The sequence below is a fragment of the Serratia sp. BNK-17 genome, assembly GCF_048684935.1.
Classification (GTDB): domain Bacteria; phylum Pseudomonadota; class Gammaproteobacteria; order Enterobacterales; family Enterobacteriaceae; genus Serratia; species Serratia nematodiphila.
On the sequence record NZ_JBLQTR010000001.1, the window covers coordinates 1,267,057 to 1,283,276 of the forward strand.

16 protein-coding genes, 1 tRNA gene and 1 pseudogene are annotated in these 16,220 nt (G+C 56.9%); 9 read left to right on the forward strand and 9 right to left on the reverse strand.

Translation table 11 applies throughout. The annotated features are described in order from the left end of the window. Nucleotides 1-57 precede the first annotated feature (57 nt). Nucleotides 58-189 (reverse strand): entericidin A/B family lipoprotein, encoded by a 132-nt coding sequence (locus tag ACMGF7_RS06150; protein WP_004929667.1) that lies wholly within the window; start codon nucleotides 187-189, stop codon nucleotides 58-60. Nucleotides 190-259: 70 nt separating this feature from the next. Beyond that, nucleotides 260-826: an elongation factor P gene (efp, locus tag ACMGF7_RS06155; RefSeq protein WP_004929666.1), complete on the reverse strand. Its 567-nt coding sequence runs from the start codon at nucleotides 824-826 to the stop codon at nucleotides 260-262. A 42-nt stretch (nucleotides 827-868) separates the two neighbouring features. Here efp and epmB point away from each other — a divergent pair, with 42 nt between their 5' ends. Continuing rightward, complete coding sequence (gene epmB, locus ACMGF7_RS06160; protein ID WP_164095951.1) at nucleotides 869-1,897, forward strand: EF-P beta-lysylation protein EpmB; 1,029 nt, start codon at nucleotides 869-871, stop codon at nucleotides 1,895-1,897. 87 nt (nucleotides 1,898-1,984) lie between these two features. On the opposite strand, the gene ACMGF7_RS06165 is transcribed toward epmB, so the two are convergent. The 5 genes from ACMGF7_RS06165 to ACMGF7_RS06185 all read right to left on the reverse strand — a co-directional run bounded on the left by ACMGF7_RS06165 (nucleotide 1,985) and on the right by ACMGF7_RS06185 (nucleotide 7,140). After that, entirely contained in the window at nucleotides 1,985-2,329 is a 345-nt protein-coding gene (locus ACMGF7_RS06165) for a DUF4156 domain-containing protein (RefSeq protein WP_025305007.1), read from the reverse strand. A gap of 303 nt (nucleotides 2,330-2,632) precedes the next feature. Beyond that, nucleotides 2,633-4,252 carry a methyl-accepting chemotaxis protein gene (locus tag ACMGF7_RS06170; protein ID WP_273890323.1) on the reverse strand — a complete coding sequence of 540 codons (1,620 nt, stop codon included), beginning with the start codon at nucleotides 4,250-4,252 and terminating at the stop codon, nucleotides 2,633-2,635. A 225-nt stretch (nucleotides 4,253-4,477) separates the two neighbouring features. Further along, complete coding sequence (gene groL, locus ACMGF7_RS06175) at nucleotides 4,478-6,124, reverse strand: chaperonin GroEL (protein WP_004929662.1); 1,647 nt, start codon at nucleotides 6,122-6,124, stop codon at nucleotides 4,478-4,480. 44 nt (nucleotides 6,125-6,168) lie between these two features. Continuing rightward, nucleotides 6,169-6,462, reverse strand: coding sequence for a co-chaperone GroES (locus tag ACMGF7_RS06180; protein ID WP_004929661.1), 294 nt, complete (start codon nucleotides 6,460-6,462; stop codon nucleotides 6,169-6,171). A 189-nt stretch (nucleotides 6,463-6,651) separates the two neighbouring features. After that, nucleotides 6,652-7,140 carry an FxsA family protein gene (locus tag ACMGF7_RS06185; protein ID WP_004929660.1) on the reverse strand — a complete coding sequence of 163 codons (489 nt, stop codon included), beginning with the start codon at nucleotides 7,138-7,140 and terminating at the stop codon, nucleotides 6,652-6,654. A 67-nt stretch (nucleotides 7,141-7,207) separates the two neighbouring features. Between ACMGF7_RS06185 and ACMGF7_RS06190 the strand changes: the two genes are divergently transcribed. From ACMGF7_RS06190 to ACMGF7_RS06225, 8 genes and pseudogenes are all read left to right on the forward strand, one after another. Continuing rightward, a complete protein-coding gene (locus tag ACMGF7_RS06190) occupies nucleotides 7,208-7,456 on the forward strand; it encodes a hypothetical protein (protein WP_197763682.1) in 249 nt (82 codons plus the stop codon). A gap of 51 nt (nucleotides 7,457-7,507) precedes the next feature. Continuing rightward, nucleotides 7,508-8,944, forward strand: a complete 1,437-nt coding sequence (gene aspA / locus ACMGF7_RS06195) for an aspartate ammonia-lyase (RefSeq protein WP_004929659.1) — start codon at nucleotides 7,508-7,510, stop codon at nucleotides 8,942-8,944. Nucleotides 8,945-9,069: 125 nt separating this feature from the next. Further along, a complete protein-coding gene (locus tag ACMGF7_RS06200; protein ID WP_076740826.1) occupies nucleotides 9,070-10,371 on the forward strand; it encodes an anaerobic C4-dicarboxylate transporter in 1,302 nt (433 codons plus the stop codon). Nucleotides 10,372-10,480: 109 nt separating this feature from the next. Next, nucleotides 10,481-10,804, forward strand: coding sequence for a divalent cation tolerance protein CutA (gene cutA / locus ACMGF7_RS06205; RefSeq protein WP_015376376.1), 324 nt, complete (start codon nucleotides 10,481-10,483; stop codon nucleotides 10,802-10,804). Then, on the forward strand, nucleotides 10,780-12,498 hold the full coding sequence (locus ACMGF7_RS06210; protein ID WP_049242679.1) for a protein-disulfide reductase DsbD: 1,719 nt from the start codon (nucleotides 10,780-10,782) through the stop codon (nucleotides 12,496-12,498). The genes cutA and ACMGF7_RS06210 overlap by 25 nt, the downstream gene beginning before the upstream one ends. Before the next feature lie 39 nt (nucleotides 12,499-12,537). Beyond that, entirely contained in the window at nucleotides 12,538-13,113 is a 576-nt protein-coding gene (dicD, locus tag ACMGF7_RS06215; protein WP_015376374.1) for a division control transcriptional repressor DicD, read from the forward strand. Nucleotides 13,114-13,273: 160 nt separating this feature from the next. Further along, nucleotides 13,274-13,349: transfer RNA gene (locus ACMGF7_RS06220), tRNA-Phe, on the forward strand. A gap of 105 nt (nucleotides 13,350-13,454) precedes the next feature. Further along, nucleotides 13,455-13,589, forward strand: a pseudogene (locus tag ACMGF7_RS06225) (IS3 family transposase); the annotation flags it as partial. A gap of 164 nt (nucleotides 13,590-13,753) precedes the next feature. Here the strand turns inward: ACMGF7_RS06225 and ACMGF7_RS06230 are convergent. Then, nucleotides 13,754-14,620 carry an alpha/beta hydrolase fold domain-containing protein gene (locus ACMGF7_RS06230; protein ID WP_420286395.1) on the reverse strand — a complete coding sequence of 289 codons (867 nt, stop codon included), beginning with the start codon at nucleotides 14,618-14,620 and terminating at the stop codon, nucleotides 13,754-13,756. Between the two features lie 96 nt (nucleotides 14,621-14,716). Beyond that, a complete protein-coding gene (locus tag ACMGF7_RS06235) occupies nucleotides 14,717-16,186 on the reverse strand; it encodes an aldehyde dehydrogenase family protein (RefSeq protein ID WP_049240018.1) in 1,470 nt (489 codons plus the stop codon). Nucleotides 16,187-16,220 lie beyond the last annotated feature (34 nt).

The window sequence follows — 16,220 nt, forward strand, 5'->3', positions numbered from 1 at the left end:
GAGGGTGTGGGATCGAGACCGGCTTTGTGGCGCAAATACATCGGGTTAAAGGCGGGTTCAGCTGGCCGTGCGGGAGATGGCGCCGCCGAGATGCTGAACGTCTTCGCCGAAACCGCGAAACGTATTGCAACTGCTGAGGGAGAAAAGGAACAACAGGGAGAGCACGGCCAACAGCGTTTTCTTGAACATGCGGATTTTCTGCCAACGAACGGGGATGGGATAAAACAGAGGAACCGCGGAGGTTCCTCTGTTTTGAAACTTACTTGACGCGAGAGACGTATTCGCCAGAGCGAGTGTCAACCTTGATCACTTCGCCGATCTGGACGAACAACGGCACTTTTACCACGGCGCCGGTGCTCAGGGTCGCCGGCTTGCCGCCAGTCCCTGCGGTATCGCCTTTCAGGCCAGGATCGGTATCGGTGATTTCCGCTTCGATGAAGTTCGGCGGCTGAACGGCGATTGGACGGCCATCCCACAGGGTGATGATGCACTCTGCGTTATCCTGCAGCCATTTGGCCGCGTCGCCGACGGTTTTGCCGTCAACCTGATGCTGTTCGAAAGACTCAGGGTGCATGAAGTGGTAGAACTCACCGTCGCTGTACAGGTAGTTCATGTTGGTGTCCATCACGTCTGCGCCTTCGCAAGAATCGGTAGACTTGAAGGTTTTTTCCACGCGGGTGCCGGTCAGCAGACGGCGCATTTTCACGCGCGCGAACGCCTGGCCTTTGCCCGGCTTAACGAACTCACTGGCTTCGACGGCGTAAGGTTCGCCCTCGAACATGATTTTAAGACCCGGACGGAAATCGTTGCTAGAATAAGTCGCCATGATGGCCCTCTGAATATTTGAACTGGTAGCTTAGCCAAAAAAATGGCACACATTATAACCCAAAGTACGGCACATAGAGAAGATTGGTTGCATCAACTCGCCGATGTTATTACCGATCCCGATGAATTACTGCAGCTTTTGTCACTGAATACGCACCCGGAACTGCCGCAGGGGCGCGATGCCCGTCGGCTGTTTGCCCTGCGCGTGCCGCGCGCCTTCGCTGCGCGCATGCGCCCCGGCGATGCCAACGACCCGCTGCTGCGCCAGGTGCTGACCGCCAGAGAGGAGTTCATCAACGCCCCAGGGTTCACCACCGATCCGCTGGATGAACAGCGCAGCGTGGTGCCGGGCCTGCTGCACAAATACCGCAATCGCGCGTTGCTGCTGGTCAAGGGCGGCTGTGCGGTCAACTGCCGTTACTGCTTCCGCCGCCACTTCCCCTATCAGGATAATCAGGGCAACAAGAACAACTGGCGGCAGGCGCTGGATTATATCCGCCAACACCCGGAACTGGACGAGATCATTTTTTCCGGCGGCGATCCGCTGATGGCCAAAGACAGTGAGCTGGAGTGGCTGATCGGCGAGCTGGAAGCCATCCCGCACCTGAAACGCCTGCGCATTCACACCCGTCTGCCGGTGGTGATCCCGGCGCGCATTACGCCGGCGCTGTGCCGCCTGCTGTCGGCCTCGCGCCTGCAGGTGCTGATGGTCACGCACATCAACCACGCCAACGAAATCGACCGCGAGCTGCAGAGCGCCATGGCCCAGCTGCGCCTCGCCGGCGTCACGCTGCTCAATCAAAGCGTGCTGCTGCGCGACGTCAACGATGACGCCGACACGCTGGCCGCGCTCAGCAACGCGCTGTTCGACGCCGGCATCCTGCCCTACTACATTCACGTGCTGGACAAGGTGCAGGGCGCGGCGCACTTCATGGTCAGCGACGATGAAGCGCGCGTCATCATGCAGGCGCTGCTGAGCAAGGTGTCCGGTTATCTGGTGCCGCGCCTGACGCGTGAAGTGGGCGGCGAACCGAGCAAAACACCGATCGACCTGCGCCTGATGCAGGAGTGATGCGCGCCACATGGCCTGATGGAACGAAAAGAGGAATGCCGTGGCATTCCTCTTTTTTATCTCTGTGCGGCGTTTGGCCTCAGCGCCTTACGGGCACTTGTAAACCTGGCCGACCATTTTGCTGTCCAGCGGCGCGAAGCTGGAGAGCAGGTTCTGGCTTGGGCTGTTGGCGCCGTAAATGACGTTGCCGCCCATCGCCGCTGCCTTGTTGCGCAGATCGTTGGCCGCACCGCGCATGGAGCTGCCTTCACCGCCGTTGCCGGACAGCCAGTTGCTCTGGGTGCCGGTCACTTCCCCCAGCAGCTGGCATTCCGCCGCCGGCTTGCTGTCGGTGAACTTGATCTGCTGACCCGCAGCGGTCAGTTCATGAGTGGTGCTGCAACCCGCCAGCAGCATCGCTGCCGAAAGACCCAGTAAGGCTTTAATCCGCATCTTGTTCCCCATTCGATGTTGAGAATTACGCAAAATCTTCTACCCGTCGCCTTTCAAGCTGTAGCGTTGTTGACTGCACTCGCTCACCCCAGTTACTTACTCAAGTAAGCGCCTGGGGACTCACGAGCTGGCCGCCTAGCTACAACTTGAAATTCATAGGGTATATCAGAAAGCGATGCCATCTCTTAAGCATCCGTTGCCACGCGAGCGGGCCAACGTCTTGAGCGACAGCTGATGACTTACCAGTTTACCAGCTAAATCGCCCCGGGCGGCAAAAATATCATCAAATACAGTGCGGCGGCGTTATCCCCAACCGGCGGCCGCCGTCGGTGCCTCCACTTCGCCCTGGCGCGGTTCCTCCTCCGCCAGTTGGAAAGTCGCCACCGCCTGCGCCAGCAGGGCCGCCTGTTCCTCCACGCCGACGGCGGTGGTCGCCACCTCCTCCACCAGCGCAGCGTTCTGCTGAGTCACCTGATCCATCTGGGTTACCGCAATCCCGACCTGCTCAACGCCCTTGCTTTGCTCTTGCGACGCATAGGAGATGTTATCCATCAGCGACGTCACCTGGTTCACCGAGCCGACGATGGCATTCATCGTCTCGCCCGCCTGCTCCACCAGCCGCACGCCGGCGGCGATATCGCCGGTCACGCCGTCGACCAGGCTGCTGATCTCCTTGGCCGAAGTCGCGCAGCGCTGCGCCAGATTGCGCACCTCGCCGGCCACCACCGCAAAACCCCGCCCCTGTTCACCGGCGCGCGCGGCCTCGACGGCGGCGTTCAGCGCCAGGATATTGGTCTGGAAGGCGATGCCGTCGATCACGCCGGTGATATCCCCCACCTGACGCGCACTGTCGTTGATCGCCCGCATCTTGTCGACCGCGCTGGCCATCAGCGTTTCGCCGTTGCGGGCAATGCCGGCAGTCTGATTGACCATACCGGCGGCCTGATTGGCGTTATCGGCGTTTTGCCGCACCGTGGCGGTAATCTGTTCCATGCTGGCGGCGGTTTCCGTCAGCGCGCTGGCCTGTTCTTCGGTACGGCTGGAGAGATCGGCGTTGCCGACGGCGATCTCGTGCGTACCCTGGTTGATCGACTCCACGCCATCACGCACCTGCTGCACGGTGGCGCTCAGCTCCAGCTGCATCGTTCGCAGGCTGGCGAACAGCATGCCGATCTCATTGTTGTTGCGTACCGCGATCTCGCTGCGCAGATCGCCGCGCCCAACCTTTTGCAAGTGTGCGGCGATCTGACGCAGCGGCAGAATCAGGCGCCGGCGGAAATCACGCTGCACGGCGACCAACAGCAGCAGGATCGCCGCCAGGGTGCCGCTCAGCAGGCGGGCGAACACTTTCTGAGTCTGTTCCGCCTCTTCCACTGCCAGACGGTGGGCGGCCACCGTGGCCCGCATGTAGTCGGCAAACTGGCTGTCCAGCCGCTGGCGCACCTGGCGCTTCTCTGCCGCCATGGCGTGCAGCCGCTCGATCAGCGCCGCCTGTGGCGTGTCGGCCAACAGCGCCAGTTCTTGCTTCAGCACTCTCTGCTGCGCCAGGTAGACCTTTTTCATCGCCTCGCCCAGCTCCGGGTGCGATACCGTCAAACCCGGCGTCTCCCAAAACAGGTTGAACGCGACATCGGCGCCGCGCAGCTCGCCGCGTGCCTCACCAATGCCCTGCTGAATATCGGCTCTGCTGGTCTGCGCCATACGCTCGAACGCCATGTTGTCGATCAGCGTCTGCGTTTGCAGCAGAGCACGCCAACTGCGGTTCAGCGCGGCTTCCTCGTCGGAGAAAGTGCTCATCCTGCCGATGCTGTTGCCGTTTTGCTGCATGAAATAGAAGGCGATGGCGCCGGTTCCCATGGGCATCAAGCCCAACAGCAACAGCATCAACATCAGCCAGGTGGCTATTTTCATATTTTTCAGCATAAGTCGTCTCCGTTGACAGTCACACCGGCGAGGGAAAATTCCCCGCCTGGTAGGGGCTATATCGGTACGAAACGACAACGGTTTAGGGCAAAAACAAAATAATGCAATAATTCATTCAATAAACTAATAACAAGCTAAACAAACATTCTTTTTATTGATTTTTAAGCTAAAAAAAACCCCGGTCATTTGACCGGGGTTCTCAGCACACAAGCGTGTGGGGGATGATTACATCATGCCGCCCATACCGCCCATGCCGCCCATGCCGCCTGCTGCGCCCAGATCCGGTGCGTCAGCCTTCGGCAGGTCGGTGACCATGCATTCGGTGGTGATCATCAGGCCAGCCACGGAAGCCGCGTACTGCAGAGCAGAACGGGTCACTTTGGTTGGATCCAGGATACCCATCGCGATCATGTCGCCGTATTCTTCAGAGTAAGCGTTGTAGCCGTAGCTGCCTTCGCCCGCTTTCACCTGGTTGGCGATAACGGAAGCTTCTTCACCGGCGTTAACCACGATCTGACGCAGAGGGGCTTCCATTGCGCGCAGCGCAACTTTGATACCCACGTTCTGGTCTTCGTTGTCGCCTTTCAGCGCGGCGATTTTGCCTGCAACGCGGATCAGCGCTACGCCGCCGCCGGCAACCACGCCTTCTTCCACTGCGGCGCGGGTCGCGTGCAGGGCGTCTTCAACGCGGGCTTTCTTCTCTTTCATTTCAACTTCAGTGGCTGCGCCAACCTTGATAACGGCAACGCCGCCGGCCAGTTTCGCTACGCGCTCCTGCAGTTTTTCACGATCGTAGTCAGAGGTCGCTTCTTCGATCTGCTGACGAATTTGAGCAACGCGGCCCTGGATGGTCGCTTCGTCGCCCACGCCATCGATGATGATGGTGGTGTCTTTGTTGATCACAACGCGTTTCGCCTGACCCAGGTCTTCCAGGGTGGCTTTTTCCAGCTCCAGACCGATCTCTTCAGAGATAACGGTACCGGCAGTCAGGGTCGCGATGTCCTGCAGCATGGCTTTACGACGGTCGCCGAAGCCAGGCGCCTTAACGGCAGCCACTTTCACGATGCCGCGCATGGTGTTGACCACCAGGGTCGCCAGCGCTTCACCTTCAACGTCTTCAGCGATGATCAGCAGCGGTTTGCCTGCTTTGGCAACGGCTTCCAGCACCGGCAGCATTTCGCGGATGTTGGAGATCTTCTTGTCAGCCAGCAGGATGAACGGGCTTTCCAGCTCAACAGAACCGGTTTCCGGCTTGTTGATGAAGTATGGGGACAGGTAACCGCGGTCGAACTGCATACCTTCAACCACGTCCAGCTCGTCTTGCAGGCCGGTGCCTTCTTCAACGGTGATAACGCCTTCTTTGCCCACTTTCTCCATCGCTTCCGCGATCAGTTTACCCACGGTTTCGTCGGAGTTGGCGGAGATGGTGCCTACCTGAGCGATAGCTTTGGAATCGGAGCAAGGTACGGACAGTTTTTTCAGTTCTTCAACCGCAGCGACAACCGCTTTGTCGATGCCGCGCTTCAGATCCATCGGGTTCATGCCGGCAGCAACCGCTTTCAGGCCTTCGGTGATGATGGATTGAGCCAGTACGGTTGCCGTAGTGGTGCCGTCGCCCGCCGCGTCGTTCGCTTTGGAGGCCACTTCTTTCACCATCTGTGCGCCCATGTTCTCGAACTTGTCTTCCAGCTCGATTTCACGCGCAACGGAAACGCCGTCTTTGGTGATGGTCGGTGCGCCGAAAGATTTATCCAGCACTACGTTGCGGCCTTTCGGGCCCAGGGTCACTTTTACTGCATCAGCGAGAACATTCACGCCGCGGAGCATTTTCACGCGAGCGTCATTGCCGAATTTTACGTCTTTAGCTGCCATTGGTATTTCCCTTCAACTCGTTCAGTTCAGAAGATAAAGCGCAATTACGCTTCAACAATTGCCAGAATGTCGCTTTCGGACATGATCAACACTTCTTCATTGTCGATCTTCTCTGCTTTCACGCCGTAGCCGTCGTTGAAAATCACGATATCGCCAACTTTCACATCCAGCGGTTGGATGTTGCCGTTTTCCAGCACACGCCCTTTACCCACTGCAACCACTTCACCGCGAGTGGATTTACCCGCAGCAGAGCCAGTCAGGACGATGCCGCCAGCAGATTTTGATTCAACTTCTTTGCGCTTGACGATAACGCGGTCATGCAATGGACGAATACTCATTGAACGCTCTCCTGTAAGAAGGTCTCTATCAGATTTAGGGTTGTACACCGGATGGTTGTTATTACCGGCCTCGTGGCATTTGAGATGGGGGCGTTCCAGCCCCCTTCAAGGGGGCTAACGAAAAAAATTTCGCATTTTTGGTTCGGCGAGTGCCGCAGAGATGAAAAACGCGGCCTGGGCCGCGTTTGCTTAACGATCGTGAGGTTTGCGATCCTCGTCCGGGCGGTGTTCCAGCACCGGGCGCTCGTCGTCCTTACGCTGGAATTCGCCGTCAAAGGTGTTGCCGTTGGCGGCGTCGCCGCCCGTCCAACCGCCGGGGCGATACACCGACAGATGCGGCATCAGCTTCAGCGTCAGCGATTTTTGCACCGGCGGCAGCAGCAGCAGCAGGCCGAGGAAGTCGGTGAAGAAGCCCGGAATCAGCAGCAGGAAGCCCGCCAGCACCAGCGAAACGCTTTTCACCATTTCCGCCGCCGGGCTTTCGCCGGCCGCCAGTTTTTGCTGCATCTGCACGAAGGTTTTCATGCCCTGATTGCGCACCAGCGAAATGCCGACGCAGGAGCTGAACACCACCAGCAACAGGGTGACAGCCACGCCGAGCACGGCGGCGACTTTGATAAAGATGGATATTTCTATGTAAGCCAGCAGAAATATCAGCAGTAGCGGTAACCAGCGCACCTGGTTCTCCTATCGGTAGGTAAAGCGCGGCCGCCACGGGGCGACGGCGCGAAAAAAGAGGCCGTAAATGGCCGACACCATTACAATGAGGGCATCCCCCCACCATTTCAACCGAGAGCCGGTTTTTATTGCTAAAGTTCACAAACGTGAAAGAAGTCACAGAACCGGAAAAGGGCATATCCTTAAACACCATAAGGTGATCTGGATTCAGTCATTTCTTATCAACCAGCATATGATCTGGGCAGCAACGGGCGATTTGGTTAATCGTTTCACGCCCCAAGCCTTCGGCAATATTAATTTAGGCTGTGCCCTTTAGCCTTGACCTGACAAATTATTAATTCGGCAGCAACACATAGAGAAGGTTCTCATGTCAAACAACATTCGTATCGAAGAAGACCTGTTAGGAACACGTGAAGTCCCCGCAGACGCTTACTACGGAGTTCACACTCTGCGTGCGATTGAAAACTTCTACATCAGCAACAGCAAAATCAGCGATGTCCCCGAGTTCGTTCGCGGCATGGTGATGGTGAAAAAGGCCGCGGCGATGGCCAACAAAGAACTCAAAACCATTCCGCGCAAAATCGCCGACGTGATCATCCAGGCCTGCGACGAGGTGCTGGATAAAGGCAAGTGCATGGATCAGTTCCCGGTGGACGTATTCCAGGGCGGCGCGGGCACCTCGCTGAACATGAACACCAACGAAGTGCTGGCGAACATTGGCCTGGAGCTGATGGGCCACCAAAAAGGCGAATACCAGTACCTGAATCCGAACGATCACCTCAATAAATGCCAGTCCACCAACGACGCCTACCCGACCGGATTCCGCATCGCGGTGTACGCCTCCAACCAGAAACTGATCGACGCCATCAACCAGCTGCGCGAAGGCTTCGATCGCAAGGCGAAAGAGTTCGAAACCATCCTGAAAATGGGCCGCACCCAGCTGCAGGACGCGGTGCCGATGACCCTCGGCCAGGAATTCCACGCCTTCAGCGTGCTGCTGAACGAAGAGACCCGCAACCTGCACCGCACCGCGGAGCTGCTGCTGGAAGTGAACCTGGGCGCCACCGCCATCGGCACCGCGCTCAACACCCCGGAAGGCTACCAGCCGCTGGCGGTGCAAAAACTGGCGGAAGTCAGCGGCCTGCCTGTAGTACCGGCGGAAGACCTGATCGAAGCCACCTCCGACTGCGGCGCCTACGTGATGGTGCACAGCGCGCTCAAACGCCTGGCGGTGAAACTGTCCAAAATCTGTAACGACCTGCGCCTGCTCTCCTCCGGCCCGCGCGCCGGCCTGAACGAAATCAACCTGCCGGAGCTGCAGGCGGGATCGTCCATCATGCCGGCCAAAGTGAACCCGGTGGTGCCGGAAGTGGTCAATCAGGTGTGTTTCAAGGTGATTGGCAACGACACTTGCGTTACCATGGCGGCCGAAGCGGGCCAGCTGCAGTTGAACGTGATGGAGCCGGTGATCGGCCAGGCGATGTTCGAGTCGATCCACATCCTGACCAACGCCTGCTACAACCTGCTGGAAAAATGCATTAACGGCATCACCGCGAATAAAGAAGTCTGCGAACACTACGTCTTCAACTCGATCGGTATCGTCACCTATCTGAACCCGTTCATCGGCCACCACAACGGTGACATCGTCGGGAAGATCTGCGCCGAAACCGGCAAGAGCGTGCGCGAAGTGGTGCTGGAACGCGGCCTGCTGACCGAAGCCGAGCTGGATGACATCTTCTCCGTGGAGAACCTGATGCACCCGGCCTATAAAGCCAAACGCTATACGGATGAAAATGAACAATAACAGACCTACCCGGTAGCCCTGAAAGGCACGCTAAATCCTCTGGATAGCGTGCCTTTTTACTTTTAGGCGCCCACAAAATTTTAACGTTTGATTTTCAATTTCTCTCATTTTAAGGAGTAAACACTATGCTAGCCTTGGAATTGGTTATCGTTCTGCTGGCCATCTTTTTAGGGGCCAGGTTGGGCGGTATCGGTATCGGGTTCGCGGGGGGGTTGGGCGTTCTGGTCCTGGCGCTGATCGGCGTCAAGCCGGGCAGCATCCCTTTCGACGTGATTTCCATCATCATGGCGGTGATCGCGGCGATCTCCGCGATGCAGGTCGCCGGGGGGATGGACTACCTGGTGCAGCAGACCGAAAAGCTGCTGCGCAAGAACCCCAAACATATCACCATTCTCGCCCCTATCGTCACCTACTTCCTGACCATCTTCGCCGGCACCGGCAACATCTCGCTCTCGGCGCTGCCGGTGATCGCCGAAGTGGCGAAAGAACAGGGCATCAAGCCTTGCCGGCCGCTGTCGACCGCCGTGGTCTCCGCCCAGATCGCCATCACCGCCTCGCCGATTTCCGCCGCGGTGGTGTACATGTCTTCGGTGATGGAAGGCCACGGCGTCAGCTACCTGCACCTGCTGATGGTGGTGATCCCGTCCACCTTCTGCGCCGTGCTGGTGATGTCGCTGCTGGTGACCTGGCTGTTCGACTCCAAGCTGTCTAACGATCCGGTCTACCTGAAACGCCTGGAAGAAGGCCTGATCACCCTGCGCGGCAACAACGCGCTGGCGATCAAACCGCGCGCCAAAACCTCGGTGCTGCTGTTCCTGCTGGGCGTGCTGTGCGTGGTGGCCTACGCCATCATCAACAGCCCGGGCCTGGGCCTGGTGGCCAAGCCGCTGATGAACACCACCAACGCCATTCTGATCATCATGCTGAGCGTCGCCACGCTGACCACCCTGCTGTGCCGCGTCGACACCGACATGGTGCTGAACTCCAGCACCTTCAAGGCCGGCATGAGCGCCTGTATCTGTATCCTCGGCGTCGCCTGGCTGGGCGATACTTTCGTGCAGGCCAACATCGACTGGATCAAAGAGACGGCCGGCAGCGTCATTCAGGCGCACCCGTGGCTGCTGGCGGTGATCTTCTTCTTCTGCTCGGCGCTGCTGTACTCGCAGGCCGCCACCGCCAAGGCGCTGATGCCGATGGCGCTGGCGCTGAACGTGTCGCCGCTGACCGCCGTCGCCTCCTTCGCCGCCGTTTCCGGCCTGTTCATCCTGCCGACCTACCCGACGCTGGTCGCTGCGGTGCAGATGGACGATACCGGCACCACGCGCATCGGCCGCTTCGTGTTCAACCATCCGTTCTTCATTCCCGGCACCATGGGCGTGATCTTCGCGGTGGTATTCGGCTTCCTGCTCGGCAGCGTCATGCTGTAACGCTTCGACCGGGGCTGCGGCCCCGGTTTTCCTTCTGGCGATAAACTCGCCTTCTAGCCAATCCGCCTTCAGGGTATAGTGCCCATTCGAACCGATGAGAGGGCTGAAGATGTCTGATTGCGAAGCTGTCGTCATACTCTGTACCGCACCCGATGAAGCCAGCGCCCAGGAACTGGCGGCGCGGGTCTTGGGCGATAAGCTGGCGGCCTGCGCCACGCTGCTGCCCGGCGCCACCTCGCTCTATTACTGGGAAGGGAAACTGGAACAGGAATACGAGGTGCAGATGCTGTTCAAAAGCGATCGCCGCCGTCAGCAGGCCCTGCTCGACACCCTGAAACAACATCACCCCTACCAGACACCCGAGCTGCTGGTATTGCCGGTGATGGCCGGAGATAAAGACTACCTGTCATGGATCAACGCTTCATTAAACTGATTTTGCTGCTGTGCAGCCTGTTCTTCCTGCCGCAGGCGGCGCAGGCTTCGCTGTTCGCACCGACGGGCGGCAGCCAGTTCGTGCCCGTCGATCGTGCCTTCGCTTTCGATTTCAAACAGCAAGGCAACCAGGTAACGCTGAACTGGCAGATCCGCCCCGGCTATTACCTGTATCGTCAGCAGATCAAACTGGTGCCCCAGCAGGCGACGCTCGGCGCCTTTACCCTGCCGGAAGGATTGAGCCACAAGGACGAGTTCTTCGGCGAAGTCGCCATCTTCAAGCAGCAGCTTAATCTGCAGGTGCCGCTGCAACAGGCGGCGGCCAACGCCAGCCTCAGCGTCACCTATCAGGGCTGCGCCGAGGCCGGCTTCTGCTATCCGCCGGAAACCCGGGTCATCCCGCTGGACGCGGTCAGCGCCGGCGCTGCCGCCCCGCTCCCGGCCGCTGCACCGGCTGAAGCGCCCGCCGCACCGGCCAGCCTGCCGTTTTCGCCGCTGTGGGCGCTGCTGATCGGCATCGGCATCGCCTTCACGCCGTGCGTGCTGCCGATGTACCCGCTGATCTCCGGCATCATCCTCGGCCGCGACCGGCCGCAAAGCAGCGGCCGCATTCTGGCGCTGGCGGTGGTTTACGTGCAGGGCATGGCGCTGACCTATACCCTGCTCGGGTTGGTGGTGGCCGCCGCCGGCCTGCAGTTCCAGGCGGCGCTGCAACATCCTTATGTCTTGATCGGCCTGTCGGTGCTGTTCATCGCCCTGGCGCTGTCGATGTTCGGCCTCTATTCCCTGCAGCTGCCTTCCGCACTGCAAACCCGGCTGGCTAACTGGAGCAACACCCAGCGCGGCGGCTCGCTGACCGGCGTGTTCCTGATGGGCGCTCTGGCCGGGCTGATTTGCTCGCCCTGCACCACCGCGCCGCTCAGCGCCATCCTGCTGTATATCGCCCAGAGCGGCAATCTGTGGGCCGGCGGCGGCACGCTGTACCTGTACGCGCTGGGGATGGGCATTCCGCTGGTGATCGTCACCCTGTTCGGCAACCGCCTGCTGCCGCGCAGCGGCCCATGGATGCAGTACGTGAAAGAGGCCTTCGGCTTCGTCATTCTGGCGCTGCCGGTGTTCCTGCTGGAGCGGGTAATCGGCGATCTGTGGGGCATGCGCCTGTGGAGCCTGCTCGGCCTGGCGTTCTTCGGCTGGGCTTTCGCCCTGAGCCTGAGAAGCGCGCGCGGCTGGGCTCGCGCCCTGCAACTGCTGCTGCTGGCGGCGGCGGTGATCGCCGCACGGCCGCTGCAGGACTGGGCTTTCGGCGCCGACCAGGCGCAGCAGGCCGCTCAGCCGCACCTGGCCTTTACCCGCATCAACAACGTCGCACAGCTCGATCTGGCGCTGCAACAGGCGCGCGGCAAGCCGGTGATGCTGGATCTGTACGCCGACTGGTGCGTAGCCTGTAAAGAGTTCGAGAAATACACCTTCAGCGATGCGGCGGTGCAGGCGAGCCTGGCCAACGCGGTGCTGCTGCAGGCGGATGTGACCGCCAACAGCGCGGAACAGGCGGCGCTGCTGAAGCATCTGCAGGTGCTGGGGCTGCCGACGATCCTGTTCTTCGATCCGGCGGGCCAGGAACTGACGGCGCAGCGGGTCACCGGTTTTATGAAGGCGGAAGCCTTCAACGCGCATTTGCAGAAAGTGATGCGATAACTGACACTGAAGATCGGAAGCGAATGGGAGGAAGCACAAGTGCAACGTGAACACGTCCTTGATACCGCGCTGGGCCTGTTGGAACAACAGGGCCTGGCGACCGCCACATTAGAGATGCTGGCGGAAAAACTCGACGTTCAACCCGGCGATCTCAAACGGTTCTGGCCGGATCGCGAAGCGTTGCTGTACGACTGCCTGCGCTATCATGGCCAGCAGATAGACACCTGGCGCCGCCAGCTGCTGCTGGACGAAAATCTGAGCCCGCAGCAAAAGCTGCTGGCGCGCTATGACGTGCTGGCGGAATACGTGCAGCAAGACCGCTATCCCGGCTGCCTGTTTATCGCCGCCTGCAGCTTCTTCCCGGAAACGGACCACCCGATCCACCAGCTGGCGGAGCAGCAAAAGCTGACCTCGCTGGAGCTGACCCGCGAACTGCTGCGCGACATGGATGCCGACGACGCCGACATGGTGGCGCAGCAAATGGAGCTGATTCAGGAAGGCTGCCTGAGCAAACTGCTGGTAAAACGCCAGCTCCAGGACGTATCGGTCGCCAAACGGCTGGCGGAAGACATCTTGCAGGTGGCGCAGTGCCGCCGCAACGGGGCGTTGAGCTGAACCGGCAGGGTTGGCAGCGCCACCAACCCGAGGCGATAGCCCCAACAGGCGCATTTTTTGCGCCCTTTGCCTGAAAAGCCAGCAACCGGAGGCATTTTCGCGTATTTCACGCATAAAGCCGTTGACGGCTTTCGGCCAATACGGTTTAATGCTGCCCGTTGCCCGGATAGCTCAGTCGGTAGAGCAGGGGATTGAAAATCCCCGTGTCCTTGGTTCGATTCCGAGTCCGGGCACCATATTCAGAAGAACCCGCCTATGGCGGGTTTTTCGCTTTCTGGGGTACGGACTCTCCATCGAACTGCGTTCGATTATTCGGCCAGAGGCCTCACCCTGCGGGCCAGCGCCGTCTGCAGCCGCTGGAGGATGAAAACCACCGGCTCCGTCGTCTGGCGGCAGACCTCAGTCTGGATAAAGAAATGCTCCAGGATGTTATTCGAAAAAACGTTCTGAGGCCCGTCCAGAAGCGAGAAGTACTGACTTACCGACCTGGATGCCTAGCGTATTTGCCAGCGCCATGGTTGTCGTTTGATGATGCAGAGTCGCACGATATACAATTTAAATATATTTACACTATATAAGAATAATAAATAACCTTATCATTAGTGTATATCCAGATAGTTTCCCTCCATCCATGAATAATTTAATCCTCGTTCAAAACATTCAACACGACATTTAAAACCCCTGATTTTGACGACATCAAATCATAATGTGTCGCTTCAGGAATCATGCTGATAATGACATTATCTTTGTGTGTTTTTGCATAGTCTTCTGCATATTTACCCGGAGCTATATTATCCTCCCCTCCATTTATCAAGGTAATCCTGAAATTATTTCTCATTAGTATCGGCGAGGTTGACTCCATTTTTTTGCCTGATATCTTATCGATGCCACCAAATCGAATAATATTTGGGCAGGCTGTTTCTGCAACTTTAAGATCAACAATTGCACCCAGACCAATTGCCTGATTTATTTTTACCTTACTCAAGTAGTTTTTCGAATGAGTTTCCTCTCCGCCGGATGCGGCCCAGCTGGCTAAATGCCCACCAACGGAATGGCCAATTAACGTGATTCCGGACTCAGTTATCTGCTTGTCGTTCAAAACCTCAGTTATCTTAATCAAGGCATTTGAAATATCACTATACGTTGTCGGATATCCTCCGCTCGTATCTGCTTTGGTATACTCCACATTGAAAACGGCGTACCCATTCTTCAAGAAGAAGTCCACAACTTCTCCTGCCTGTTGAAAACCCTCGAATTTCGAGTCCCAGCAACCTCCATGTATCACGGCTATGGCTGGCTTTTTTTTATCTAATCCTTTAGGGACGTAGAAATCAAAAAAATTATTTTCTTTATCGGCACCATAATAGTACCTCTGAGTTGCTATGTTCTTCGGCTTGAATTCCATATAGTCTTTAAGTGTAGCGCCGTATATTGGATTGATAACTTCGGCACTTGTACTGCTTATTGAAAAAAAGGCAAGAATAAATGCTAATTTTATTTTCTTCATGGTCAGTCATCCCATTAAAATTTAAATCAATTTTTTGTTTTTTTAATTATTACCATCAAAAATTAACCTGAAATAACCTGTGTGATTTTCGCACTATTATTCCGCGTACCAGGGTTTGGCTACTCGATTCCTAATGGTAATCGACTTAATGTTTGAATAGAGATCAAGCGTTTCTTGACAATGTTCTATCCCTATCCCGCTCTCTTTGACTCCACCGAAAGGAACGCCGCTGGCAAGGTTGAAGTATTCATTTATCCAAACAGAGCCCACATCAAGTGCATCTGCCGTACGCATCGCTTTTTCAAGGCTAGTGGTATAAACGCCTGCTGCGAGGCCATAAGGCACATCGTTCGCTTCATGCAGCATTGTATCATAATCGTTCCAGCGGATGAGGCTTAGTACAGGACCGAAGATCTCCTCTTGAGCAACACGCATTTTATTCTTAACTTCAAGAATAGTTGGCTGTATAAAATACCCGGGCTCACACCCCTCAACCTGAACACGATCTCCGCCATACAGGACTTTTGCACCTTCAGCTTTTCCAATGCTGATATATTCAAGCACTCGCTTCCCTTGCTTGGCTGATACCAGGCAGCTTAATTGGACAGAATCGTCGCGTGGGTCTCCAATCTTTAAACTTGATGCTTTCCCTATCAGTTTTTTGACGAACGGCTCATAAATTGAGTCATGTATGAATAGCCGAGTGCCTGCAAGGCAAGATTGACCGTTGCAGTACATCGCGGCGAACAATGCATTGTCGACAACGGCATCAATGTCTTCGATATCGGGGAATACAATGTTGGGGCTCTTTCCTCCGAGTTCTAACGAGGCCGGGATCAAACGCTCTGCAGCGGCATGGCCGATAAGGCGTCCGACCTCAGGGCTGCCGGTAAATGCTAACTTCGACACTAAAGGATGGGTCGTAATTGCATTACCGACTTCATCGCCAAAGCCGGGCACGACGTTAATGACACCCGGTGGTAAAATTTCGCCTGCCACAGCAGCAAACTCTAATGTGGAAATTGATGCATTCTCATCTGGCTTGAGAATCACGGTATTCCCAGCTGCAATAGCCGGCGCTACCTTAAGCGCGACCATCAGCGCAGGGACATTCCAGGGAATGATCTGTCCAATAACACCTATGGGTTCGCGTTTAGCGACCATATAACCATCGGGAATGGGTTTTCCGTAGCCTTCGTAGGTTGAAATGGCTGCCGCGAAATATCTATATTGAGCGATCGCTTTCTCATAATCTAGACGAACTTCCGCCAGACGTCGTCCGACATCAGTGGCATCAATCAACGCTAATCGTTGCAGGTTTTTTTCGAGTTCGTCTGCCAAGCGGTTTAATAATCTTGCACGCTCCTCATAAGACGTTTCTTTCCAGGTAAGAAAAGCGTTTCGGGCCGCGATAACTGCGGATTCAACTTCAGATTGTCCACAACGGGCGATCTTCGTCAACACTTCCCCGGTTGCCGGATTGACGGCCTGGAAGGTTATTCCGGAGTATGGAATAAATTCGCCATTTATGTAAGGATTGTATTGTTTTCTGAGTGAGATGTTCATGGAAACTCCTTCACGTTAGAAAAAGGTAACGTAG